General features: G+C 68.0%; 22 protein-coding genes and 1 pseudogene. 10 read left to right on the forward strand and 13 right to left on the reverse strand.

Going from position 1 to position 23,228, the window contains the following annotated elements; genetic code table 11:
- Nucleotides 1–675: 675 nt before the first annotated feature.
- Both ACRWNM_RS08915 and ACRWNM_RS08920 read left to right on the forward strand, forming a co-directional pair.
- Complete coding sequence (locus ACRWNM_RS08915) at nucleotides 676–1,392, forward strand: SDR family oxidoreductase (protein ID WP_431965424.1); 717 nt, start codon at nucleotides 676–678, stop codon at nucleotides 1,390–1,392.
- Nucleotides 1,393–1,412: 20 nt separating this feature from the next.
- Nucleotides 1,413–1,874: a hypothetical protein gene (locus tag ACRWNM_RS08920; RefSeq protein WP_431965426.1), complete on the forward strand. Its 462-nt coding sequence runs from the start codon at nucleotides 1,413–1,415 to the stop codon at nucleotides 1,872–1,874.
- Between the two features lie 12 nt (nucleotides 1,875–1,886).
- On the opposite strand, the gene ACRWNM_RS08925 is transcribed toward ACRWNM_RS08920, so the two are convergent.
- From ACRWNM_RS08925 to ACRWNM_RS08940, 4 genes and pseudogenes are all read right to left on the reverse strand, one after another.
- Nucleotides 1,887–2,495 (reverse strand): HAD family hydrolase, encoded by a 609-nt coding sequence (locus ACRWNM_RS08925; RefSeq protein ID WP_431965428.1) that lies wholly within the window; start codon nucleotides 2,493–2,495, stop codon nucleotides 1,887–1,889.
- A gap of 74 nt (nucleotides 2,496–2,569) precedes the next feature.
- Nucleotides 2,570–4,123 (reverse strand): alpha/beta hydrolase, encoded by a 1,554-nt coding sequence (locus ACRWNM_RS08930; protein ID WP_431965430.1) that lies wholly within the window; start codon nucleotides 4,121–4,123, stop codon nucleotides 2,570–2,572.
- 238 nt (nucleotides 4,124–4,361) lie between these two features.
- Nucleotides 4,362–4,892: pseudogene (locus ACRWNM_RS08935) on the reverse strand (aminotransferase class I/II-fold pyridoxal phosphate-dependent enzyme); the annotation flags it as partial.
- The gene (locus ACRWNM_RS08940) at nucleotides 4,889–5,347 is read right to left on the reverse strand and encodes a cupin domain-containing protein (RefSeq protein ID WP_431965432.1); all 459 of its coding nucleotides are present in this window, start codon (nucleotides 5,345–5,347) and stop codon (nucleotides 4,889–4,891) included. The gene ACRWNM_RS08940 and the pseudogene ACRWNM_RS08935, both read right to left, overlap by 4 nt.
- Nucleotides 5,348–5,707: 360 nt before the next feature.
- On the opposite strand from ACRWNM_RS08940, the gene ACRWNM_RS08945 reads away from it, so the two are divergent.
- On the forward strand, nucleotides 5,708–7,099 hold the full coding sequence (locus ACRWNM_RS08945) for a phenylacetate--CoA ligase family protein (RefSeq protein ID WP_431965434.1): 1,392 nt from the start codon (nucleotides 5,708–5,710) through the stop codon (nucleotides 7,097–7,099).
- Between the two features lie 101 nt (nucleotides 7,100–7,200).
- On the opposite strand, the gene ACRWNM_RS08950 is transcribed toward ACRWNM_RS08945, so the two are convergent.
- Nucleotides 7,201–7,629, reverse strand: coding sequence for an organic hydroperoxide resistance protein (locus ACRWNM_RS08950; protein WP_431965436.1), 429 nt, complete (start codon nucleotides 7,627–7,629; stop codon nucleotides 7,201–7,203).
- 241 nt (nucleotides 7,630–7,870) lie between these two features.
- On the opposite strand from ACRWNM_RS08950, the gene ACRWNM_RS08955 reads away from it, so the two are divergent.
- On the forward strand, nucleotides 7,871–8,548 hold the full coding sequence (locus tag ACRWNM_RS08955; protein WP_431965438.1) for a winged helix-turn-helix transcriptional regulator: 678 nt from the start codon (nucleotides 7,871–7,873) through the stop codon (nucleotides 8,546–8,548).
- A 211-nt stretch (nucleotides 8,549–8,759) separates the two neighbouring features.
- On the opposite strand, the gene ACRWNM_RS08960 is transcribed toward ACRWNM_RS08955, so the two are convergent.
- The 5 genes from ACRWNM_RS08960 to ACRWNM_RS08980 all read right to left on the reverse strand — a co-directional run bounded on the left by ACRWNM_RS08960 (nucleotide 8,760) and on the right by ACRWNM_RS08980 (nucleotide 14,625).
- Nucleotides 8,760–9,578: an SGNH/GDSL hydrolase family protein gene (locus ACRWNM_RS08960; protein WP_431965440.1), complete on the reverse strand. Its 819-nt coding sequence runs from the start codon at nucleotides 9,576–9,578 to the stop codon at nucleotides 8,760–8,762.
- A 147-nt stretch (nucleotides 9,579–9,725) separates the two neighbouring features.
- A complete protein-coding gene (locus ACRWNM_RS08965; protein WP_431965442.1) occupies nucleotides 9,726–11,576 on the reverse strand; it encodes an acyl-CoA dehydrogenase in 1,851 nt (616 codons plus the stop codon).
- On the reverse strand, nucleotides 11,573–12,709 hold the full coding sequence (locus ACRWNM_RS08970; RefSeq protein ID WP_431965444.1) for an FAD-binding oxidoreductase: 1,137 nt from the start codon (nucleotides 12,707–12,709) through the stop codon (nucleotides 11,573–11,575). The genes ACRWNM_RS08965 and ACRWNM_RS08970 overlap by 4 nt, the downstream gene beginning before the upstream one ends.
- Before the next feature lie 15 nt (nucleotides 12,710–12,724).
- Complete coding sequence (locus ACRWNM_RS08975) at nucleotides 12,725–14,212, reverse strand: phytoene desaturase family protein (RefSeq protein ID WP_431965446.1); 1,488 nt, start codon at nucleotides 14,210–14,212, stop codon at nucleotides 12,725–12,727.
- Nucleotides 14,209–14,625 (reverse strand): nuclear transport factor 2 family protein, encoded by a 417-nt coding sequence (locus ACRWNM_RS08980; RefSeq protein WP_431965448.1) that lies wholly within the window; start codon nucleotides 14,623–14,625, stop codon nucleotides 14,209–14,211. The genes ACRWNM_RS08975 and ACRWNM_RS08980 overlap by 4 nt, the downstream gene beginning before the upstream one ends.
- Nucleotides 14,626–14,746: 121 nt before the next feature.
- On the opposite strand from ACRWNM_RS08980, the gene ACRWNM_RS08985 reads away from it, so the two are divergent.
- The 3 genes from ACRWNM_RS08985 to ACRWNM_RS08995 all read left to right on the forward strand — a co-directional run bounded on the left by ACRWNM_RS08985 (nucleotide 14,747) and on the right by ACRWNM_RS08995 (nucleotide 17,569).
- The gene (locus tag ACRWNM_RS08985) at nucleotides 14,747–15,310 is read left to right on the forward strand and encodes a PadR family transcriptional regulator (protein WP_431965450.1); all 564 of its coding nucleotides are present in this window, start codon (nucleotides 14,747–14,749) and stop codon (nucleotides 15,308–15,310) included.
- Between the two features lie 274 nt (nucleotides 15,311–15,584).
- Entirely contained in the window at nucleotides 15,585–16,472 is an 888-nt protein-coding gene (locus ACRWNM_RS08990) for a patatin-like phospholipase family protein (RefSeq protein WP_431965452.1), read from the forward strand.
- A gap of 287 nt (nucleotides 16,473–16,759) precedes the next feature.
- Nucleotides 16,760–17,569 carry a class I SAM-dependent methyltransferase gene (locus tag ACRWNM_RS08995; RefSeq protein WP_431965454.1) on the forward strand — a complete coding sequence of 270 codons (810 nt, stop codon included), beginning with the start codon at nucleotides 16,760–16,762 and terminating at the stop codon, nucleotides 17,567–17,569.
- A gap of 310 nt (nucleotides 17,570–17,879) precedes the next feature.
- Here the strand turns inward: ACRWNM_RS08995 and ACRWNM_RS09000 are convergent, their stop codons facing one another.
- Nucleotides 17,880–18,716 carry an SGNH/GDSL hydrolase family protein gene (locus ACRWNM_RS09000; protein ID WP_431965456.1) on the reverse strand — a complete coding sequence of 279 codons (837 nt, stop codon included), beginning with the start codon at nucleotides 18,714–18,716 and terminating at the stop codon, nucleotides 17,880–17,882.
- Between the two features lie 368 nt (nucleotides 18,717–19,084).
- Here ACRWNM_RS09000 and ACRWNM_RS09005 point away from each other — a divergent pair, with 368 nt between their 5' ends.
- Nucleotides 19,085–19,564 carry an RrF2 family transcriptional regulator gene (locus ACRWNM_RS09005; protein ID WP_431965458.1) on the forward strand — a complete coding sequence of 160 codons (480 nt, stop codon included), beginning with the start codon at nucleotides 19,085–19,087 and terminating at the stop codon, nucleotides 19,562–19,564.
- 97 nt (nucleotides 19,565–19,661) lie between these two features.
- Nucleotides 19,662–20,867, forward strand: a complete 1,206-nt coding sequence (locus tag ACRWNM_RS09010) for an MFS transporter (protein WP_431965460.1) — start codon at nucleotides 19,662–19,664, stop codon at nucleotides 20,865–20,867.
- 242 nt (nucleotides 20,868–21,109) lie between these two features.
- On the opposite strand, the gene ACRWNM_RS09015 is transcribed toward ACRWNM_RS09010, so the two are convergent.
- A complete protein-coding gene (locus ACRWNM_RS09015; protein WP_431965462.1) occupies nucleotides 21,110–21,571 on the reverse strand; it encodes a VOC family protein in 462 nt (153 codons plus the stop codon).
- Nucleotides 21,568–22,155 (reverse strand): DinB family protein, encoded by a 588-nt coding sequence (locus tag ACRWNM_RS09020; RefSeq protein ID WP_431965464.1) that lies wholly within the window; start codon nucleotides 22,153–22,155, stop codon nucleotides 21,568–21,570. The genes ACRWNM_RS09015 and ACRWNM_RS09020 overlap by 4 nt, the downstream gene beginning before the upstream one ends.
- Before the next feature lie 68 nt (nucleotides 22,156–22,223).
- Between ACRWNM_RS09020 and ACRWNM_RS09025 the strand changes: the two genes are divergently transcribed.
- A complete protein-coding gene (locus ACRWNM_RS09025; protein ID WP_431965466.1) occupies nucleotides 22,224–23,216 on the forward strand; it encodes a helix-turn-helix transcriptional regulator in 993 nt (330 codons plus the stop codon).
- The last annotated feature ends 12 nt before the right edge of the window (nucleotides 23,217–23,228 follow it).

The following is a 23,228-nucleotide window of genomic DNA, read 5'->3' on the forward strand; positions in this document are numbered from 1 at the left end:
AGGATCGGCGACCGCAGCCTTTGCCGGACGGATCGACCGTCCCTGGAATTTGGTACGAACATCACCGCGTGGTCACAGAACCAACGTGAATCAAGTGCGCTGTCCCAGATGTGAACGTGCCGCCGGTTCGAGCCGTTGCCGCTCGGCGGACCGTTAGCCGATTGCCAGTACGCATGGGTGGATCGCGTCACGAGCTGAGCACCTGACTTGGTGGTAGCAATGTGGTCGAAGACCGATCTGGGGACATCCGTCCGCGCCGGACCCCGTGTCCCGGGTCCGCGGACCGATGTTGGCGGTTCGACCACTGCCCAACCGATCAACCACGATCCGCGCTCTCGCCGCGCCGAATCATGGGGCTGCTGTAGGGAGTACGGGGAGGTGACATCGTCGTCTCCCTCCCCATACGCGGGCATTTGGGGAGTGTGTAACCGACATCTCACCCCGGCCAGCAGCGCCACCTCCTCGCGCCGCAGCCCTGGCACCTGCCGTCGCACGCCGACGGGCAGACCGACATCGCGCGGTCCCACGCCAGCGCGCGCCTGCCGCAACAACGCGGCGAGCTCGATGCGGTCCATGACCCGATGATGCCGGACATCGGCGGCGGCGGGGTGGTACGGCCGATCCCAGGACATGGCGGTCCTGGCGCGCAGCGCGCCGCGCGGACACGCTCGGATCGTGAAATCCACCACGATCGCCCTGGTCACCGGGGCCAACAAGGGATTGGGCCGGGAGACGGTGCGCAGGCTGGCCGGACTCGGATGGCGCGTCTTCCTCGGCGCAAGGGACGCCGAGCGCGGCGAGCGGGCGGCGACCGAGCTTGCCGAATCGGGTCTCGACGTCGAATTCGTCGAGCTGGACGTGACGGCGTCCTCCGTAGCCGCCGCCGTCGAGTCGGTCCGCGAGCGCGCCGACCACTTGGACGTGCTCGTCAACAACGCGGCGATCGGCGGCACTCTCGCCGCCCCGCCGGACTGCGTGGCCGCCGACTTCCGAGAAGTGTTCGAGACCAACGTCTTCGGCGTCGTCGAGGTGACCCACGCCTTTCTGCCGCTGCTGCGCGCGTCGCCGCACCCGCGAATCGTCATGGTCTCCAGCGGCATTGGATCGCTGACCCTGACTTCCGATCCCACCCGGCTGGAATCCACTCTGCTCGGCCTGCCCTACCCGTCGTCGAAGTCCGCGCTCAACGCGATCACCTCCCAGTACGCGCGGGCGCTGCCCGATTTCCGGGTCAACGCGGTCGATCCCGGCTATACCGCAACGGATTTGAACAACAACACGGGCGTGCAGACCGTTGCCGAAGGCACCGACGCCGTCGTGCGCCTGGCCTCCGGCGAACCGGGCGGACCCACGGGCGGGTTCTTCGACCGGCGCGGGCCGGTCCCTTGGTGAGGCACCGCTAGGATGCGCGCATGCATGTGCGGAAGTCGCGACGGCCGGACACGGTGTTCCGATCGATGCGGACGACGCTGGGAGTAGCGGCCGCCTGCCTGATGCTCGCCGTGATCTGCGTGGTCGCGATCGTGACCGGCACGGCGGTGATCGCGGGGAAGATCGGCGCACTGGTCTTCCTTGCGATCGGCGCCGAGATGGCGTGGTCCGGGCTGCGGCGCAGGCCGGATCTGGTCATCACCGACGAGGTCGTGGAACACCGGGCGTTCGGCCGGATCGCGTGGTCGATGGTGGATCACGTCCGGGTGCGCCGCTGCCCGAGCGGCGACGCCATCGATCTGGTACTCACACACCCGGATCAGGAGTTGGCGATCGCCACCGCGCCGTCGATTCCCATGACCTCGCTCTCGGTCCCGCTGCTCCAGGTCACCGAGGCGATGCGCAGGCACCGGCCGCACCTCGAGATCACCGCCGCCGACTGACCCGCCGCGCGCTCAGGCGGCCGCGTATTCGGTGAGCCAGGACGGGAATTCGGTCAGGTCGCCGAGAACGATGTCGGCTCCCGCCGCGCGCAGTTCGGCGGCGTCGCACGGTCCGGTGGTGACACCCACCGCGAACGCGTCGGCGGCTTTGGCGCCGCGCATGTCACCGGCGTGATCGCCGACGTAGACGGACGCACCTTGCGCGCGCAGCGCCTCGGCCTTGCCGGTGGACCACAGCCCGCCCGCCAGGTGGTCGATCCGCCAGCCCAGCTCGTCCAGATGGAGCTGCGCGTGCGGCTGGTACTTGCCGGTCACCACCATCAGCCGTCCGCTGCGCGCGGCCACCGCGGCCAGGGCCGCGGCCGCGCCGGGCATGGCGGGGATGCGTGGCACCACGTCCGGATACAGCTCGCGGTAGCGGGCGATGAGGGCGGGAATGAGCTCGTCGGGGGCGCCCGCGTCGGCCAGCAGCAGATCGAGCGGCGGGCCCAGTCGCTGCACGAAGTCGGCGCCGCGCAGCGGCAGCTGGAATTCCGCGGCGACGGTGTCGATGGCGAAAGAGACTCCCGGTCGCGAGTCGATCAGCGTCATGTCGAGGTCGAAACCGACGGTCCAGGTCACCCATCGACTCTAGAGGGGCGCGGCGGGACCGAGTCCGCCGGGAGCGCTGAAAGGGGAGGTGCGCGCGGGCCCGGTCAGTTCGTGCAACGGGTCCCGTCCGGGGGCAGCACGCCGTCGTAGAGGTAGGCGACGACGATGGCGTCCACGCAGGAGGAACCGTTGTCGAAGGCGATGTGACCGTCGTGTTCGTTGATCACGAGCACGGCGTCGGTCAGGGTGGCGGCGACGTTCTCGGCGTCTTCGAGCGGGGTGGCCGGGTCGCCGCTGTTGTTGAGCAGCAGGATGGGCGGCGCACCCGCCGCGTCCACGCCCTGTGACTTCTGCGTCGGCGGCACCGGCCAGAACAGGCACAGCGGGGTGCTGAACACGCGGTTCGCGCCGAACAGCGGTGACTGCCCGGCCACCCATTCGGCCTCGCGCGCCAGTTCCCCAAGGATCACGTCCTCGGACTTGGACCGCCACGCGTTCGGGTCGTCGTCGAGGCATTCCACGGCCCAGAACGCCGGATCCGACGAGCTGTAGCGCCCCTGGTCGCGGCCGACGTAGAGGTCGGCCAGCTCGGCGAGCCCGGTGCCGTCACCGCGCAGCGCGTCGGCGAACGCGCGCTCGAATCGCGGCCAGTAGCGTTCGTCGTAGGTCGCCTGGAAGATGCCGAGCAGCGCCAGATTGGAGCCGACTCTGCGGTCGTCGGTGGTGCGGATGGGCTCGGCGTCCACCCGGGCGATCAGGTCACGCAGCCGCCGCATGGCGGCGTCCGCGTCGTTGCCGACGGGGCAGTCCGTGCGCTGCGCGCACGCGTCGAGCATGGTGCGCACCAAGCGATCTCGCGGCGAGAGCTCGCCCGGTGCCGGGGTGCCGGACACGTCGAGCGCCTCCCACCGGTCGGTGGGCAGGCTCGGATCGTCCACGGAGTCGAGCACCATCCGACCGACCCGATCCGGGAACCGCTCGGCGTACAGCTGCCCGATCCGGGTGCCGTAGGAGAAGCCGAAGAAATTCAGCTTCGCCTCGCCGAGCGCCGAACGCATGATGTCCATGTCGCGCACCACGAACTCGGTGCCGACGAAACCGAGCAAGGTGCCGGTGTTGCGCAGGCACGCGGTGGCGTAGCGGCGGTGCGCCTCGGCGACCGACCGGCGGCCCGTGTCGTCGACCGGGGTGAAATCGGTGGCCAGGTAGTCGTCCATCGCGCGATCGCTCAGGCACTGCACAGGCGCGGTCCGGCCGACGCCGCGCGGGTCGAAACCGACCAGGTCGTAGCGGATGCGGAACTTGCGCAGACCGGTGTCCCGCGGGTCGAGCGCGGAAAGGACGTTCTCGTAACCGGATTCGCCGGGACCGCCGGGGTTGCTGGTGAGCACGCCGAGGCGCCGGGCGGGATTGGCGGCGCGTAAACGCACCAGCGGCATGGCGATGGCCGCAACTCCAGGGTGGTCGTAGTCGACAGGCACGCGGATCTCCCCGCAGTCCGCGCCCGGGTATCCGGCGCACGGCGCCCAGTCGATCCGCTGAGCCTCGTAATCCTGCAGTGTGGGCAGCGGGGCGGGGGAAGGCGTTGCCCGGCCATCCACCCTCGGCCCGATCACGCAGCCCGAGATCAGCAATCCCACGGCCGCAACCACGGCCACCAGTCCGCACCGATTCGCTCGCACTGTCGTCCCCCGATCCTCCGCGACGTCCTCCGGCGGATGTATCGCCGCGGCCACCGCGAATTGACGGCGAGCCCCTCTCGAAGATAGCGAGAAAGCGGCGATCCGCGTGGGTCTCAGCGCATCTCGGTGCCGGGGCCTGGTCGATCCAAGAGGTTGTTGCCGTTCGGTCAGTGCACGAAAGGGTCGAAGCGGCGCCCGGTGAGCTGGGCGGGGAGGGGATGAAGACCACCCCGGCCTCCCGCGCGGGCTGCGCGAGCGCCACGGCGTCGAAATCGGCGGGGCCCTCGATCCAGACGAACATGCCGCCGTCCGGGTCGGTCCAGGAGAAGCCGTCGGGGAAGTGCCGTTCCAGCGCGGTCGTGACCGCGTCCATTTCGGCGGCGTACACGGCGATGATGTGGTCCAGATGCGCGGATGCCGTTGCACTGTCGAGGAATTCGGCGGCGATCGCCTGGTTGAGGACCGAGGTCTGCATGTCGATGCCCTGTTTCAGGGCCAGCACCGGTTCGACGAGCTGATCCGGCAGCACGGTGATGCCGATGCGCAGCGCGGGGGCAAGGGTTTTCGACAGCGACGTGATGTAGACGGTGCTGTCGGGCGCGTAGAACCAGAACGCGGGCAGCAGCGCGGGGTCCGGCGCGCCTACGCCGAACGAGATCACCGTGGGATGGCGCGCCTGCGCGGCGAAGAGGTCATCGATCTGTCCGCTCGGGGCCGCCGCCCCTCGTTCGACGGTGACGCTCACGCGTGTGCCGGGGCGAGTTCCCGCCGCAACCGCGCGGCGATGTCGGCGGCCGCGATATCAGATTCCGGCGCCAGCACCAGATCGTCGCTGAAGAGCGGATCGGTGCGGATGTCGACGGCCGTCAATTCCTCGGTGTCGCTGAGGTTCACCGCCACGTGCACGACGCCCGCGGGGATGTAGGGGAATTCGCCGGGACCGTGCAGCTGCGGCGTCAGTTCCGGGCCGACCAGCGTCGCCGCTCGCCCCTGCAGGCACAGCACGATGGTCTCGCTGTGGGCGTGGTAATGCGCCCAAGCCACCTTGCCCGGCGCCATGGTGATCATGGCCGCCGAAATTCCCTCGGCGCCACAGGTTTCCGTCGTCACGCACGGGATCAGATGCTGGCCGTGCCTGCTTACCGTCATCGCGTGGTCCGCAGCGGCGATCACCCGTGCTGTCTTGAAGACATCGTTCATCGAAGCATTTCCCCAACATCAAGGCCGGTCGGTATGAGCCCGAACGTAAGTCATCCCGAGGTCCGGGGGAGAAGCCTCCCGACCCCGATTTCATCGGGCATTCGGCAGGACTTACCTCGGCGCAGACGGACGTTCATCTCGCGAGTGATCAAGATCAAATTCTCGGCGCCGCAAACATCAGCGCTACGAGCGGAACACGGCGACTGGAGCGGGCGGCCGCCACAGCAATGTCGTGGCATGCCAGACCGCCGCGACCACGGAGCGCGCGAACGACGGCGATCCGCGTGGATCTCCACGCGCGGCAGCGTCCGGCGGTACGTTGGTCTCCGACGCAGGTTTCGCCTCGCGGAAGGGCCGGAGATGGATTCGGATCTGCAGCAGCGGCTCGTGGCGTTGTTCCAGCGAACGGCGACGACCGTGCCAGCCTATCGCGCCTTCCTCGACAGCCACGGCATCGACCCGGCGTCGGTCGCCGACGCCGCGGGATTCGCGCGAGTTCCGCTGATCACCAAGGAGAACTACCACCACCGCTATCCGCTGCCGCAGCGGTGCCGGGACGGCGATCTCGGCGCGTGCGATCTGATCGCGGTGTCGTCCGGCTCGACGGGGACGCCCACCTTCTGGCCCCGTTCCGCCGCCGACGAAGCGGCCGCGACCCGGCGCTTCGAACAGGTTCTCGTGCACAGCTTCGACGCCACCCATCGGCGCACCCTCGCGGTGGTCTGCTTCCCGCTCGGCACCTGGGTCGGCGGTCTCTACACGCTGTCCTGCCTGCGCGGGCTGGCCGCCGAACTGGCCATGACGATTGTGGCACCGGGCAACAACAAGGCCGAGATCCTGCGCGTGGTACCGGAACTCGGTCCGCACTTCGACCAGGTGGTGCTGTTCGGTTATCCACCTTTCCTCAAAGACGTTGTCGACACCGGCCTGCACGACGGCGTCGACTGGTCGCGCTTCGCGCTGAAGCTGGTGTGCGCGGGCGAGGTGTTCAGCGAGCAGTGGCGCGATCTGATGGGCAAGCGCGCCGGGCTGGATCCGGTCCGCGACGTCGCCGCGCTCTACGGCACCGCGGACGGCGGCGTGCTCGGCAACGAAACCCCGCTCAGTGTGCGCATCCGGCGGTTCCTCGCCGAGCATCCGGGTCCGGCGCGGGAACTGTTCGGCGGCGAGCGACTGCCGACCCTCTTGCAGTACAACCCGGCCGACCGCTACTTCGAAACCGTCGACGGCACACTGGTGTTCACCGCCGATTCCGGTGTGCCGCTGATCCGCTATCACATCGCCGACGACGGCGGCGTCATCCCGCACGAGCGTCTGGTGGAGTTCTGCAAGGCGCACGGCTTCGAACCGGAGGAGGAGACCGGCCCGGATCTGCCGTTCGTCTTCGTCTTCGGCCGCGCCATCCACGCCGTCTCGGTGTTCGGCGCCAACGTCTTTCCGGAGACGGTGTCGCTCGGGCTGGAGCGGGCGGAGATCAGCGACTGGGTCACCGGGAAGTTCGTGCTGGAGGCGTGGGAGGACGCCGACCGCGACCGGCTGCTGCGCATCACGGTCGAGCTCGGGCCCGACGAGCCGAACACCGCCGACCGCACCCGGCTCGTCGCTGTCGCGATCCGTGACGAATTGCTCACGCACAACAGCGAATACGCGAACTACGTGCCCGCCGAGCGTCACCTGCCGCACGTCGAGCTGCGCCCGGCAGGCGACCCGGATTACTTCCCGGTGGGAGTCAAGCACCGCTACACGCGGTGACCGGGCCGAGATTCACACCCGTGCCAGATCGATCCGCCGAGCGGATTCCTACCGAAGACGCCTCAGCTCGATAATCGAGGCCGCCACAGCGCCCGACCTGATCACAGCCGGGTGCCGTTGACCACCAGCGCCACATCGATGTTGCCGCGCGTGGCGTTGGAGTACGGGCAGACCTGATGGGCCATCTCGACCAGCTCGATCGCCTGCTCGCTGGTGACGGAGGGTAGCGAGATCCGCAGTTCGACGCCGAGTTCGAAGCGGCCGCCGTCGATCGGGACAAGTGAGACCGATGAGTCGATCTGTGCGTCGTTCGCCTCGAGCTTGCCGCGCTGCCCGAGCAGGGCCAGTGTTGTGCCGAAACAAGCGGCGTACCCGATCGCGAAGAGTTGCTCGGGGTTTGTGCCCTCACCATCTCCGCCCAGTTCCTTGGGCTGGCGCAGGTCCAGATCCAATCGCCCATCGGATGTGCGCCCGTTGCCGTTCCTGCCGCCGGTGACGCGTGCCCCAGCCGTGTACAGCGCAGTGGCCATCGTTGAACTCCCTTCCTAGGTAACGCAATAGAACTTCTCACTTCTAAAATAGGAAGTCAATAGATCAATGTTTGGAAATGCCTAGTGGCGGAACGAAAATGCGGAGGATCGGCTACTTGCTGCCGACACGTGACCAGTCCGTACCGGGTGTGCATGAACCGAGGACGCCTGTCGTCCAGGCCGGCGGGCGGAGGCAGCTCAGTCATTCAAGAACGAGAAGCGCGAAGTTTAGAGTGATGAAGTGGATCAGCGAACATACAACCAGTACTGCGCGACCGCGCGCACCCTCGATCTCGTCGGCGAGCGCTGGACGCTGCTGCTGATCCGCGAACTGCTGACCGGACCCAAGCGATTCAGCGACCTGCAGGCAAGCCTTCGCGGCCTCGGCACCGGTCTCCTCGCCGCCCGCCTGAAACATCTCGAACGCGAGGGGCTGGCCCACAAGATCACCCTCCCGCCGCCCGCCCGCACCCCCGCATACGCCCTGACCGACGCCGGCGAGGAACTCGAGCCCGCGATCCTCGCGCTGGCCAGGTGGGGTCTGAAGTGGGCGATGGGCGCACCGCGCCCCGCCGAAACGTTCCACCCGGGCTGGGCGGTCCTCGGACTGCGAGCCTGCTTCAACCCGCAGGCCGCCGTCGGACTCCGCGCGGTGTACGAGGTCCGCATCGATGACGAAGTCTTCCACGCCCGCGTCGATGACGGAACGATCGAAACGCTGCACGGCCCCGCCCAGTACCCCGACGCAGTCATCACCATCAGTGAGTCCGCGTTTCTCGACCTGACCAGCCAGGGCCTCACACTCGCCGAGGCGGTCGAAACCGGTGCCGCATCCGCGAGCGGTGACAGCGAGGCTCTGCGCAGGATCAAAGGGCTGTTCCGTCTGCCGCCACCACGCGCCCGAAAGGCAGACGAGTAGACCATCGACAACCAATTCTCGCGACGGCGCACGGATTCCGTCGGGGGTGCACGGATACCTCGATCGGCACAGTCGCGCCGGCGGACGGCAGGCCGAGCGCGATGAAAAGGCGAGGTTGACCAGGACTCTCGCGGTGCCGAGGGCCGTCAGTGCCGAGAGGGCGGTGACGCCGATGGCGGTGATCGCCAGGCCAAGTCGCCGCCGCCCTCGATCACGGCCGGGGTCGGTCGGCGGTCGCGGGGCCCAGGGTGTGCGTGCGGTCGCGAACCGGTAGCAGGTCGGGGCGTTTGGCGGTGCGGCCGTCGCCGGACGAGCGCCCGGTCAGCCTGCGGCCCAGCCAAGGCCCGAGAAAGGTTGCCGCCCAGCGCAGTTCGCTCGCCGCGGTGGACAGCGTGCCGCGGGCGGGCAGCGGCGGGTGCAGGGGTTCGGTCCAGCGGTCGTCGGCGCCGGGCAGTCGCAGCGCGTAGGCCAGGGCGTCGGCGATGCGCTGATGTCCGAGCGGGCCCGCGTGCAGCCGATCCGTGCTCCACAGGCGGGGGTCGGTGACGACGGGGTAGGGGGTCGTATCGGCGACGACGACGCCGTGCCGTTCGGCGGAGGCGCGGATGCGGTCGTTCATGGCGGTGACTCTGGCGCTGATCGGGCGCGCGAGCGGGGTGATTCGCGCGGCGTCGGGGAAGGTCAGCGTGGCCACGACCGCGCCGTGGGCGGTGAGCGCCGCGAACATGGCGTCCAGGTGCCCGGCGACCTCGTCGGCGTCGAATCCGGGGCGCAGCAGGTCGTTGAACCCCGCGACCACGGTGGCCAGATCGGGGCGCAGTGCCAGTGCGGCGTCGAGTTGTTCGGCGTGCACCTGATGGGCGAGTTTGCCGCGGACGGCGAGGTTGGCGTAGCGCAGGTCCGGGTCGATCGCGGCGAGCCGTTCGGCGAGTCGGTCGGCCAGACCGCGCACTCCGGTCCGGTCATCGCCGTCGCCGACGCCTTCGGTCTGGCTGTCGCCGAGAGCAACGTATCGCGAATAGGCGGTCATGCGGCACGCGCCGTCAGGTGCGGATGGTCGGCAAGCATGGCAAAATAGTAACTTACTCAATTATTTGCCTAAAGGATGGCTGTCACGGACTTCCCGTCGGCCGTCGGTGGGTGGAGCCGATCGCTCCACCCACCGACGGCTGCTCGCTCAGAAGGCGGCTTCGCCGAGCTTCATCACGTCGCCGTCGAGGTTCGACAGCACGGCTCGGGTGGCCGACAGCATCGGTAGCACGGTGCGGGCGAAGAACCGCGCGGCCGCGATCTTGCCCCGATAGAACGGCACGTCCGGTCCCGCAGTGCCCGCTCCGGCCAAGGCCGCGGCGGCGATCTCCGCCTGGTGCAGCAGTTGCCAGCCGATGAGCAGATCACCGACCGCGAGCAGGAATCGCACCGAACCGAGCCCGATGAGGTACAGCTGAGCCGGATCCTGCTGTGCCGCCATGAGGTGTCCGGTCAGGGCACCGGCCATGGCCTGGACGTCCTGCAAGGCCGTCTCCAAGAGTTTTCGCTCGGACGCGAAGTCGTTTGCGCCGTTGTCGACGAACTTCTGGATCTGTCCCGCGAGGTGCGTCAACGCCACACCCTTGTCACGAATGATCTTGCGGTAGAAGAAGTCCTGAGCCTGGATGGCGGTGGTGCCCTCGTAGACGGAGTCGATCTTGGCGTCGCGAATGTATTGCTCGAGCGGGTAGTCCTGCAGATATCCCGAGCCGCCGAAGGTTTGCAACGATTCACCGAGGTACTGATAGGCGCGTTCGGAGCCGACACCCTTGACGATCGGCAGCAGCAGGTCGTTGACGCGCGCCGCGATATCCGCGTCGGCGCCGGAAACCCGTTGGGCCACCAGTGGATCCTGGTGTGCCGCGGTGTAGAGGTACACCGCGCGCAGCCCTTCGGCATACGCCTTCTGGAGCATCAGCGAGCGTCGGACGTCCGGATGGGCGATCACGGGCACGCGCGGCGCGGTGGGGTCGCCCATCCGGAGCAGATCGGCGCCCTGTATCCGGCTGCGCGCGTAGTCGCGGGCGTGCAGATAGCCCGTGGACAGTGTGGCGATGGCCTTGGTGCCCACCATCATTCGCGCGTTCTCGATGATGCGGAACATCTGCGCGATGCCGGTGTCCCTTTCCCCGATGAGCCAGCCCTTGGCCGGGATGCCGTGCCCGCCGAAGGTGAGTTCGCAGGTGGCCGAGACCTTCAGTCCCATCTTGTGTTCGACGCCGGTGACGAACACGCCGTTGCGTTCACCGAGTTCGCCTGTCTCCGGGTCGAAATGGAACTTCGGCACGAAGAACAGCGACAGGCCCTTGGTGCCGGGCCCCGCGCCTTCGGGACGGGCCAGCACCAGGTGGGCGATGTTGTCGAACAGATCGTCGGAGTCGCCCGAGCTGATGAACCGCTTGACCCCTTCGAGATGCCAGGACCCGTCGGGTTGGGCGATCGCCTTGGTGCGCGCCGCGCCGACGTCGGATCCGGCGTCGGGTTCGGTGAGCACCATGGTGCCGCCCCAGCCGTTGTCGACCGCGGCGCGCACCATGCGCCGCTGCTCGTCGCCGCCGTGGTGGAACAGCGCGGCCATGCTCGGGCCGAGCGCGTAGATGAAGGCGGCGGGCTGGGCGCCGACGATCATCTCCGCCAGCGCCCAGTAGAGCGCCCTCGGCACGGGAGTGCCGCCCAGTTCCGCCGGAACCCCGATCTTCTCCCAGCCGATCTCGCGCAGCGCCCGGTAGCTGCGCTTGAACGACTCGGGCAGCGTGACCGAGTGCGTGTCGGGGTCGAACACCGGCGGCTCGCGGTCGGCGGCGGCGAACGACGCGCTCAGCGGACCTTCGGCCACGCGGCGCATTTCGGCGAGCATGGCGCGCACGGTGCCGGTGTCGAGGTCGCCGAACGCCTCGTCGTCGAGCAGTGCGTCCAGGCCGAGGACCTCGAACAGGTTGAATTCGAGATCGCGGAGATTGCTGCGGTAGTGGCTCGGGCTGGTGTCGCTCGAGGTCACAGGTCGAGCTCCACATCGCTGATCGGATAGGCGACACAGGAGTGGGTGTAGTCGAACTGCGCGTCGGAGAGGCGGAGTTTGGCCTCCTCCGCGGTGTGCACCTGGCCTTTCACGACGCGCACCCGGCACAGGCTGCATTCGCCGGAACGGCACGCCGCTTCGGGGCGAAGGTTGTTGTCCTCCAAAGCGTCCAGCAGCGGACGGTTGCGCGGTGTACGGAAGGAGGCACTGCCGACGGTGACGGTGACCTCACCGGCCGGATCCACCCCGGCGGGCCAATGCGGTTGAGCGGTGGGGTCGTTCGGAGCGCCGTTGGCCTCGAAGCGGATTCGCTTGCGCGCTTGGCCGAGCTCGGTCAGCTGGGCGAGGGCGTAGGGGTAGAGGGCCTGGGGGCCGCAGACATAGACCATCCGATTGTCGAGGGCGCCCGCGAGGGAGCGGATGGTGTCCGCGGTGAGAAAGCCGGTGGCGCCGATCCATTCGGCGTCGGGCTCCGCGATGACGTGGTCGACGTCGATGCCGGGGTGCGCGGCGGCGAGGGCGTCGAGCTCGGCACGGAAGATGACATCGCCTGCGTCGCGGGAACCGTAGATCAGGTGGAAGATGCGGTCCAGGCCCGCCTCGGCGATCTCGCGGATCATGCTCATGGCGGGCGCGACACCGGAACCGCCCGCGAGGAAGACCACATCGTTGCCATGGAAGAGCGGGTTGAAGTGGAAGGTGCCCATCGGTCCTGTGCTGGTGAGCACCTGACCGACCTGGACGGTGTCGATGAGCAGGTTGCTGATGCGGCCGCCCGGCACCCGGCGCACGGTGAGGTCGTAGTGATCCAGCCGGGTGGGACTCGACGAGATGGCGTACGGGCGGCTGGTGCCGTCGACGAACAGGTTGACGTACTGACCGGCCAGGAACGGTGGCAGCGCGGCCTGGTCGTGGGCCTGTAGCCGGAACGTCTTGGTGGTGGCGGTCTCGTCGATGATCTCGGCGACGACCAGCTGCAGCCGCTTGGGGTGGTACGCGTCTATCGTGGCCCGAGTCTCGGCGAGGTAGTCACGAGTGTCGGGGATGCGGGAGTCGATCTCGGCGAGGATCTCGGCCGCGCCGTCGAATCGTTCTGCGAGAGGGTGTGACATCGGAATCCTCAGGGGTCAGGCGGCTTTGGTGCGCAGGAGACGGCGGGCAACGCGAGCGCCCGCTTCGAGGGTGGGTTGGAAGCCGCCGATTCCGGACCAGGATCCGGCCATGTGCAGTCCGGGAACGTGGGTCCGGCGTTCGCTGTTGCGGAACAGCCAGCCCTCGGTGGAGTCCTGGTCGTAGCCGTAGATGGCGCCGCCTGGGTGGCCGAGGTAACGCGTCATCGTCAGCGGTGTCGCGACGTCGACCTCTTCGATCGCGTCCCGGATGCCGGGGGTGATGTTCTCGCACAGGTCGAGCAGGGTCTCGGCGTAGGCGAACTTGGTGCGCGCGTACTCCGATGGGGCGACGTTCTTCCAGATGTCCGCGTATTGCAGCGTCATCAGGCTGACGTGGGTGGCTCCGGAGGGCGCGAAGCCGATCGGCGCGACATCGTAGGAGCTGACGCAGATTCCGCGCGCGGGCTCGAACGACCGCCACGCGTTGTAGGTGCGGTCGTCGTCGGTGTCCATGTTGACGAAGGTGGTGCTGGTGGTGAACCCGAGTTCGGCGGGGGAGGCGTCCAGGCCCATGTGCAGCACGAAGCCGGACACGCCGATTCGCCTGGTGGCCAGGTCGTCTCGCACCGCGGCGGGCAGGTCGATGCCCTCGAGCATGCCGTAGGTGGTGGGTAGCGAGGCATTGGAGACCACATCGGTCGCGGTGACCTCGGTGCCGTCGTCCAGTCGCACACCGAATGCTCGCCCGCCCGCGGTGAGGATGGCCTCCACGCCGGTGTTGAAGCGCACCTCGCCACCGGCGGCGAGGAAGGTGTCCAGGATGGCGGTGGACATGGCCTGCGAGCCGCCGCGCACGTGCCATGGCTTGAACTCGAAGTAGGCGAACAGCGTCAGCGCCAGGTCCTGGAACCGCAATTTCGACGGCGGCTGCCCGAGATAGGTCCAGTACATGCCGAGCGCGACCTTGATGCGGTTGTCGTCGAAGTACTCGTCGAGCACATCCTTCAGCGGACGCAGCCCGTACTCGAACAGCACCGGGTCGATCTGTTCGACCGGCATGCCACGCATGGCGGCGATCTGCCAGAAGGTCACCTGCTTGAGCAGTTCGAAGAACTTCGCGGCCCGATCCCGGTTGCCGGGGAACTCGGCCTCGATGGCGTCGACGGCGGCATCCCAATCGGCGGGCAGGGTCAGATCCAGCTGACCGGGAATCACCGCCCGGTAGAGGTCGTGCTCCTGCACGAACTCCAGTTTGTCTGCGATGCCGAGTTGCTGGAACAAGCCCTCGCGCAACGAGATCGGCTGACCCTCGACGCCCACGCCGGACAGCTGGTGCAGCGCCACCTCGAACTCGAACCGGCCGCGGCGGAACGAGGTGCCACAGCCGCCGGGGATATTGTGCCGCTCCAGCAGCAGGGTGCGCGCGCCCGCACGCTGTAGCGTCGCCGCGGCGGTCAGGCCGGCATTGCCCGCGCCGATGACGATGGCGTCGTAGTCGGTCATGCGCCGGTCGCCTCTCGCTGGAGCTGCGCGGTGGCCTCGGCCTTGATGCGCTCGAACTGTTCGCCCATCCGCGCCGCCAGTGCCTGCGCCGCGGAGAGCGGGCGCACCATGACCATGAAGTCGTCGATCTTCCCGTCTTCGTCGAAGTGCAGGAAGTCGCAGCCGGTCAGCTGCTTTCCGTCGACCTTGGCCTCGAACACGAACGCGTGGTCGCGACCGTTGGCGTCGGCGATCTCGCGGACGTAGTGGAAGTCCTCGAAGACCCGGATCACCGCGCGCAGGATGGCCGCGGTGATGGCCTTGCCCGGGTACGGCTTGAACGCCACCGGACTGGTGAACACCACGTTGTCTGCCAGCAGCGCCTCGATGGCGGCGTCGTCGCGAGCTTCCACGGCTGCCCGGAAGGGATGCATATCCCACCTCTCATGGTCAATTAGTTGACTAATTATTGGAACCGTAGTCCGCATTATCAGGCATGTCCAGGGGTATCCGGACAAATATTTGAATAATCTCCCTTGGTGGTAGCCTAGGTGGATGGCGCTACGAAACGCGGTATTGGCCGCCCTGCTGGAGGGCGAGGCATCCGGCTATGACCTGGCCAAGGGCTTCGATGCCTCGGTGGCCAATTTCTGGATGGCCACGCCTCAGCAGCTCTACAAGGAACTGGAACGGATGGCGGCCGAAGGTCTCATCGAGACCCGGGTCGTGCAGCAGGAACGCCGTCCCAACAAGCGGCTGCACGCCATCACCCCGGCCGGGCGGGCGGCGCTGCACGAGTTCATCGCCGAGCCGGCCAAGCCCACCGCCATCCGCGATGAGCTGATGGTGAAGGTACAGGGCATGGACGCCGAGGACGCCCCGGCCGTGCGCGCCACGGTGTCCGACAAGCTGGCCTGGGCACAGGCGAAACTGGAACGATACGAACGCCTCCGCGCCCGGCTGCTCGATGGACGCAGCGAACAGGCGTACCTGGCCGAGGCCGATCGCGTCGGCCCCTACCTCACGTTGCTGCGGGGAATCTCGTTCGAGCAGGAGAACATTCGCTGGGCGGAGTTCGTGCTGTCGGTGATCGATCGGCGGATCGCCGCGCACGTGTAGCGCTCTCGCGCACAAGACTGTGCCGCCGACCGGATTTCCGGTGGCGGCACAGTCGTTTTCAGTGCGCGGTTTTCGCTGGGTCTTGGGTTGGCCTCGCGGCGGAGTGGACCGTTGCCTGGCGAGCGCGACCTGACCGGTGTCGTGCGTTCAGGTGCTTAACCCTCCAGGGGGGTGAGCCCTCGCGGGTGCGGACACGGATGGGGCCGGCAGGGGTGGTCGATGCCCGGCGAGTTCGATGGCCTGCGACGATGGTGAGTGTCGTTAGGATCGCGGCATGGAGAGTCGCATTGTCGATCGAACGTCTGGTGAGTCCGTCCGGCGTTCGGTTGTTTTGGGTGGGGGCGGCGTCGTCGGGGCGGCGTGGATGGGGGGTTTGGCCGCTGAATTGCGCCGCCGTGGAATCGATTTGGGCTCGGCCGACTCGATAGTCGGCACGTCCGCAGGCGCGATCGTCGGGGCCGCGCTGATAGCGGGGCGGGATCTGGACTCGTTTGCCGACGATCCACGTCCCCCCGACAGCACGCAACCACCGTCGGTGTTGAAGCCCGAGCTGCTTGCCACCGTTTTCTCGGTGCTGTCGGACCGGACGTTGGATCGTGATACGGCGCGGCGCAAGGTGGGTCGACTGGCGATGGCCGAGGAGCCTGCGCAACCGGCGCATATCGAACCGATGGAGTGGCTGGTCGGCGGCAACGACTGGCCGGATCACAGGCTGCGGATCGTCGTCGTGGACGCGGCCAGCGGTCAGCGCCAGGTCTGGGACAGCGCTAGCGGTGTGCCGCTGGCGACCGCCGTCGCCGCGAGCCGTTCCCTTCCGGGAGCCTTCCCACCTGTCGTTGTCGGAGACCGCTACTACATCGATGGCGGGGTCTGGTCGCCCACCAACGCGGACCTCGCCGCGGACTCGGACGTCGTTCTGGTCGTTGAGCCGTTTGCGCACCGGGTCCCGCCCGCACTGGTTCGGGCCGAACTCGCGACGACGGTGGCCGATACCGTCGTGCGGTTCAGCCCCGATGCGGCCACGATCGACATATTCAATGCGTCCGCGACCGATCCGGACGTTCTCGCGAGCTGGTCGGAAGCGTTCCAAGCCGGCATTCGCCAGGCAGACGGCCTGGCACAGCAGTTGATCGACGCGGGCTGGTTGTCGCCGAAGCGTTGATACGCACCCGGGCCGCACGATTGGCTTCGCAGGTCGGGTGCTGGTACCTGGTCGTGCACCAGCTCTCCGGTCACCGTTCTACGCAATATCCACTGCCCCAACATATTTCATAACTCTTAGGCGGGGGTGCGCATATGACACCAGACGCCAACGGTCCGCCGTCTGATGCTGAGCCCGCCAAGCCGAAGGCGCGAGTTGGGCTGACGTCGTTGTGCATTCGATCACTTGGTCTCGTGAAACGACTCGATCCCTACTTCATCCTGGATCGCTCGGCTTAGTTTCCTATCATGACCGGGTCTTCGCCAACCTCTTCACCACGGAATTCGTATTACACGCTACCCAACGAATGGGATTTCGCTGACGAACGCCTTGCACTGCTGGGCGCAGCCTACGACCCGGAAAGCATCGCGCTTGCTCAGCGACTGGGCGTGGGTGCGGGATGGCGATGCCTGGAAGCTGGAGCCGGCGGCGGGTCGTTCGCGCGATGGCTATGCAGTGCCGCATTGCCAGGTGGTCGAGTCCTCGCGCTGGACGCTGACCCACGACACCTGACAGACCTGCCCGACCGTGGCGGCGAAGTAGCCCAGATCGACCTCGTCGCCGACGAACTCCCCGAAGGCGCATTCGATTTCGTCCACACACGATTCGTGCTGCTGCACATTGCCCACAGAGACATTGTTTTGCAGCGACTGGTCCGGGCGCTGGCGCCAGGCGGCGTTCTCCTGCTCGAGGAAGGCGACGGGCTCGGCGTCCTCAATGAAATGCCGGGCGCGTTCGGGGAGGTCTGGCGAGCCTTTGGACGTTCGACCGAGACCGCGGGTGCGGACCAAGCCTGGGCCCGGAACTTGCCCACACACCTGGACGCGCTTGGGCTCGTCGACGTCCACGCCGATGCGCAGATCCCGGTGTTTCGCGGCGGTTCGCCGATGGCGCGCATGTGGAACCTCACCTGGGCGCAGGTCCGCGAAACCTTGGTAGCGCTCGGGGTCTCACACAAGGTCATTGCCACTGCGCAGGCCGAGTTGCAGGACGAGCAGCGCTGGTTCTACGCCCCGCCCACGGTCCGCACATGGGCCCGAGCCCCCCGAAAGCCATAGGGGTGCACGACACCGGCCAGGGGTGGTGCCGACGGATCATCGACCGGAAGGATCGGCCAGCGACTGCCACGAATACACGACGGTTCAATACGCGCCCCTGCCAGTCCGGAACCCCCTTCGGCCCCCAGATGAGTCTTCGACCGAAAGGTATGCCCTGGCGATGTACGACACCTGAATGCCCGAACTCGACACCCCTCTCGCCGAACAGCGAGTACGCGCCCGAGTAGAACGCGCCAAGGTGCTGACCCGTGTAGCCCGTTCTCCTGGGCCGGTCAACGACGCCCGGCCCAGGAGCAACACCCCGTCGGTTTCAACCGCGGTGGATCGCCGCGAGAACGGCCTCGGCTTGGAAATCCGCACCGGCAGCATTCGGATGCAGCGGAAACGCGATCAGCCCCGGATTCCTGATCGAGAACGGGACAAACCCTTCGATGTAGCGCACCGTAGGCGCCTGGCACACGTCGTGGCCGACGCTCGGGGTGTAGACGTCGACCAACTCTGCGTTCGAAGCAGCCGCCTCGCGCGCCAGCATGTCGTTCAGCCGCGCCAATGTGTCGCGCAGGTAGACGACGTCGATGTCGGCCATCGGAATGAACGGCCGGCATCCCGTGCCGTCCACCGGCGCGACCGTGAGGTAGTTGACCACCAGAATCCTGGCCTGCGGCGATCGTTGCCCGATCTCGGCCAGCGCGGCGGCGATCTTCGGCGCGACCGCGGTGATGTTGTCCGCCATCCGGTCGACCCCGCCCCTGGTGTATTCGGCGACACAGCTGTCCTCCGGCGGCAGCACCGCGGCGGGATCGAGCGCCTTCGGATTCACGCACTCCGCCAGCAGCTCCTCCAAGCCGATGTCGTTGCCGCCGATGCCGATCGTCACCAGGTCGGTGGTCGCGGTCAGCCGATCGAACTGGGGCGGGTTGACCCCGAACGGCACTGTCTGCGGACCGGCCATATCCACGGTCCGCGCCCCTCCGCAACTCGCGTCACGGAACGTCTCGATCGCCAGCGCCGCCGCGACCTGATGCGGATAGTCCGTCGGCGACTGGTCGCATCTGACCGGCGTCGATTCCGTGTTGGGCGGTAGCCCGGTGAGGACATCGGCGGTGTGCGAATCACCCAGCGCGACATACTCGCGATAAGTGGTCACGTCCGCTCCGGCGGATGGTGCGCCGGTTATGCAGGCGGCGACGAACAGAGCAACGATTGCGGGGGTCGATCTGATTCTGATCACGGATGTTTGATAACCACACCGCCCCTGGTCGTTACCGATGTACATCACCTGGCGAACCCGACACAAGTGAACTAAATATCAAGCCGCACAATCGATCCGGAACTGGTGTAGCTGGAAGGTATCGCCGGAGACGATCGAGCCGACCGTGTGGTGCTACTGGCAGATCCAAGGCTCCGCTGACCTTCTCCCGCTAGCCCCGCGACCGAACAGGGTTGTTGCGTCTACGAGGCGGGTGGCTCACCCCCCTCGCGGAGCCATATTCGGGACATGTAATATCCCTATTCATGTTGATGAGCGAGGGGGTCGAGTGGGGCTTGCACTGCTGCATGGTGTTGGTGTGGCTCGATGACCGGGCGCCGATCTCGACCGCCAGGCTGGCGGAGATGTTCGAGCTGCCGCCGGAGTATCTGAAGAAGCGGCTGCAACCGCTGGTGCGCGAAGGGATTCTCGAATCCACTCCCGGATCACGCGGTGGATATCGGTTGGCGCGGAGTTCGGAACGCATCACGTTGATGGATGTCGTCGGTGCGGTCGAGGGGAGAACCGAAGCGTTTCGTTGCACCGAGATCCGCCGCCGTGGAGCCGGTTCGGCGGCGGCGAGCTCGGAATTCGCGAAGCCTTGTGGCATCGCAGGCGCGATGCGTCGCGCCGAGTTGGCGTGGCGCCGCGAACTGACGAAGCAGACCATCGCCGATCTGGTCGCCGACGCTCCGGCCAACGCGCCGACGCGGGCGCGGCGCTTCTACGAGCGCCTCACCGCCTAGCGGCGATCACCGCGTCTGCGAAAACCACCCGGCCTTCCGGCCGGGATTTCTTCGAAGGAGAACCGGGACAATGAGTATCCCGAATATGCAACTCCCGATGGGAACCGCACCTCGGATCGCCGAGTCGCCGAATGGGTTGCAGCGCACGGTGATTCTGGCGTTGGGCACCTTCGCCGTCGGCACCGATGCGTTCATCCTGGCAGGATTCCTTCCCGACATGGCCACAGCGCTGGGGGTGTCCACGGCGACTGCCGGTGCGGCGGTGACAGTGTTCGCGGCGGCCTACGCACTGTTGTCGCCGGTGCTGGCCACCGCGACCGCGCCACTGCCGCGCCGGGCCCTGCTGGTGACGGCGCTGGTGGTGCTCGGTCTGGCCAATCTGGGGTCGGCGGCGGCTCCGAGTTTCGCGGTTCTGCTGGCCACTCGGGTGCTGGCGGCGGTGGGTGCGGCGGCGTTCACCCCGAACGCCGGCGCGGTGGCCTCGGCCCTGGTGCGTCCGCAGGCGCGGGCGCGCGCGTTGGCGGTGGTCGTGGGCGGGTTGACGATCGCGACCGCGCTGGGCGTGCCGCTCGGTGATGCGATCGGGCAGTGGTTGGGTTGGCGTGCGGCCTTGGTCGCGGTCGCGTTCGTGTGCCTGCTGGCCGCGGCGGGAGTGGCGGTGTGGGTGCCGTTCGTGCCCGGAAATTCGCCGGTGCGGCTGGCCACCCGGCTGGCGGTAGTGCGAGACCGATCGGTGGCGAAGGTACTGCCGCTGACCGTGCTGGGCATGGGCGCGGCATACGTGGTCTACGCCTACAGCGTGCCCGCGCTGGCGGCCTCGGGCATCGACGCGTCCGCGACGGCCTGGGTGCTGGCGCTGTATGGATTCGGCGCGATAGCAGGCAATTCGGCATCCGGGTATGCCACCGACCGGTGGGGCGCGACCCGGGTGCTCACCGGCGGCTACGTGGTGATGGCCACCGCGCTGGGGCTCATGGGTACGCTGGCGGCCACTCACGTCAGGGCGGCGTGGCTGGTGGGCGTGCTCGCCGCGGCGTGGGGTGCGGCCAGCTGGTGCCAAACCCCGGCGCAGCAGCATCGCCTCATCAGCGCGGCCCCGCAGGAAGCGGGGTTGGTGGTGGCGCTGAACGCCTCCTGCATCTATCTGGGCATCGGTGCGGGCACGCTGCTCGGCGGTTTCACCATCGGGCACGGTGCGACCGCCATGTATGCCCTCGGCACCGCCTTGGCCCTGGTGGCACTGGCATACCTGCACATCACCGCGAGGGCGGCGGCAGCACCGCGTCCACGCCCGCTGAGATGACGCCTCGCCGTTGTCTGGCAACGACATTCAGTGCTCGACCTGAACCGTCGAACCGCGACGCCCGAGGCGGCGGTGGGCCCGGCCGAGGTGGTGACCGTCAAATGTCAAGGGCGGCGCGGTGGCGTGGGAACTGCTGCGCGCGGCAGCTCCGGCGCGATCGTCGCGCTGGAGCTGTCTGTGCGCCGCGGCGAGCTCGTCCGCACGCCTATCGCGCACGAGCCGCCGCTGACCGCGCGGCCGAGTCAGTCCAGGCAGAACTCGTTGCCTTCGGGGTCGGTCATCACGATGAAGCCCGCGCTCAGCGGCGGTTCGGGCTCGTGGCGACGTTCCCGTTTCGCTCCCAGCGCGACGAGCCGGTCGCACTCGGCCTCCAGCGCCGCCATCCGCTCCTCGCCTTGGAGCCCGGGAGCCGCACGGACGTCGAGGTGGACGCGATTCTTGGCGACTTTGTCCTCCGGCACCTGCTGGAAGAACAGTCGTGGGCCGTGCCCGTCCGGGTCCTCGATGGCCGATCTCGTATTGCGCAGCTCCGGCGGTACGCCGATACGAGCGAGGAACTCGTCCCATGCGGCCAGCGGGTCGGCGCCGGCGGGCAGGTCGACTCCAGGCGGCCCGGGGTGGACATAGCCCAGTACCTCGCGCCAGAACGTCGACAGCGCCTTCGGATCGTGGGCGTCGAAGGTGATCTGGAGGTGGCGGCTCATCGAGTTGCTCCGTTCGCGGTGGGTTGCGTGTGCAGGTAGAGGTCGCGCAGTAGACAGACCTCGGACAGGTGGTGGATCAGTTCGCGGTGGATGTGTAGCACCAGGTCGGCCATGGACGCCTCAGGATAGGGCTCCTTCGGACCGACCGGGAGCCGCAAACCGGCGTCGCCGAGGTTGCGTACCCCGGCGAGCCACACGCCGAGCTGGGTGTCGAGCTGGTCGAGTGCGGCGGCCGCGTTGCCCGCGTATGTCCAGGTTTCGTAGGACGCGGCCGGAGCGCCGAAGTGCGCCGCGTTGCGCGCGGCGAGCACGCCGACGATGACGTGACCGAGTCGCCACGCGATCGTGGTGAACGCCGCGGGACCCGGCCCGGGAACGGCGTAGTCGATCGTGAAGTCTCCGGCGCCCGCCTGCACGGGCGCGGTCGAACTGCCGCGCGGCCGCACACTCCAGGCGTCGGGCACCGGCGACCAGAAGTACTCGTCGTCGGTGAGACCGTCGAGCCTGCCGCGCAATTGATTGTCCCAGTGGACCACCCACTGCTCGCGCAGCGTGCGGTTCCATTCGAGTTGGTCTGCGTCCATGCGGCTACCCTGACATCGAAACCGGACAGCATCGGTCCGCTATCTCCGGGAGGCTTAGCGAGGTGGACATGGCAGGCAGCGACGAGCGGGGTACGACCGAGCGGGTGCTCACCTTGCTCGGGTTGTTGCAGCAACGCCAGGTGTGGACCGGCCCCGAGCTCGCCGACCGGCTCGGCGTCACGCCGCGCACGGTACGGCGCGATGTCGAACGACTGCGCACCCTCGGCTATCCGGTGCACGCCTGCCAGGGTGTCGGCGGCGGCTACCGGCTCGGACCGGGACAGGATCTGCCGCCGCTGCTGCTCGACGACGAGGAAGCAATCGCCACCGCCGTCTCGCTGCTCGTGGGTGCGGGTGGCGCGGTCACCGGCGCCGGCGACGCCGCGCTGCGGGCGCTGACCAAACTCGACCGGGTGCTACCCGCCCGGCTACGGCGCGAGGTGCGCGCGCTGGCCGACTCGGTCGAGTCCTTCGGCGCGGGCCGCACTCCGGTGGACCCCGAGGCGCTCATGACGCTGGCCAGAGCATGCCGCGACGAGGTCGAGGCCGGATTCGACTACCCGTCCGCCAATCGGCCGACGCGGCGGCGGGTCGAGCCCTATCGTCTGGTCGCCTCCGATCGGCGCTGGTATCTGCTCGCCTACGACCTCGATCGCGACGACTGGCGCAGCTTCCGTGTCGACAGGATGACCGATGTGGCCGCACGGACCTGGCGGTTCCGCGCACGCCCTGCGCCCGACGCGGCGACGTACGTGCAGGAGGGCGTGGCGAGTCGGGTCTACCCGCACCGGGCGCGCTTTCTCGTGCACGCGTCGGCCGACACAGTGCGCGCGCAGATTCCGGCGTCGGCGGCGGTCGTGCACCAGCGCGACGGCGAGCGCTGCGAGGTCGTCAGCGGGGCCGCCAACCTCGACGCCGTACTCATGCACGTGCTCCTGCTCGGGCACGCCTTCGAGGTACTCGACCCGCCGGAGCTGGCGACGCGCTGTCACGTGCTGGCGCAGCGGTTACGGACGGCAGGCGCGACGATCTCACCGATGCCGGACGTGCCGGGTACGTGAGCGGCGACGAGT

It is taken from the genome of Nocardia sp. bgisy134 (assembly GCF_965341865.1).
In the GTDB taxonomy this organism is placed as follows: Bacteria; Actinomycetota; Actinomycetes; order Mycobacteriales; family Mycobacteriaceae; genus Nocardia.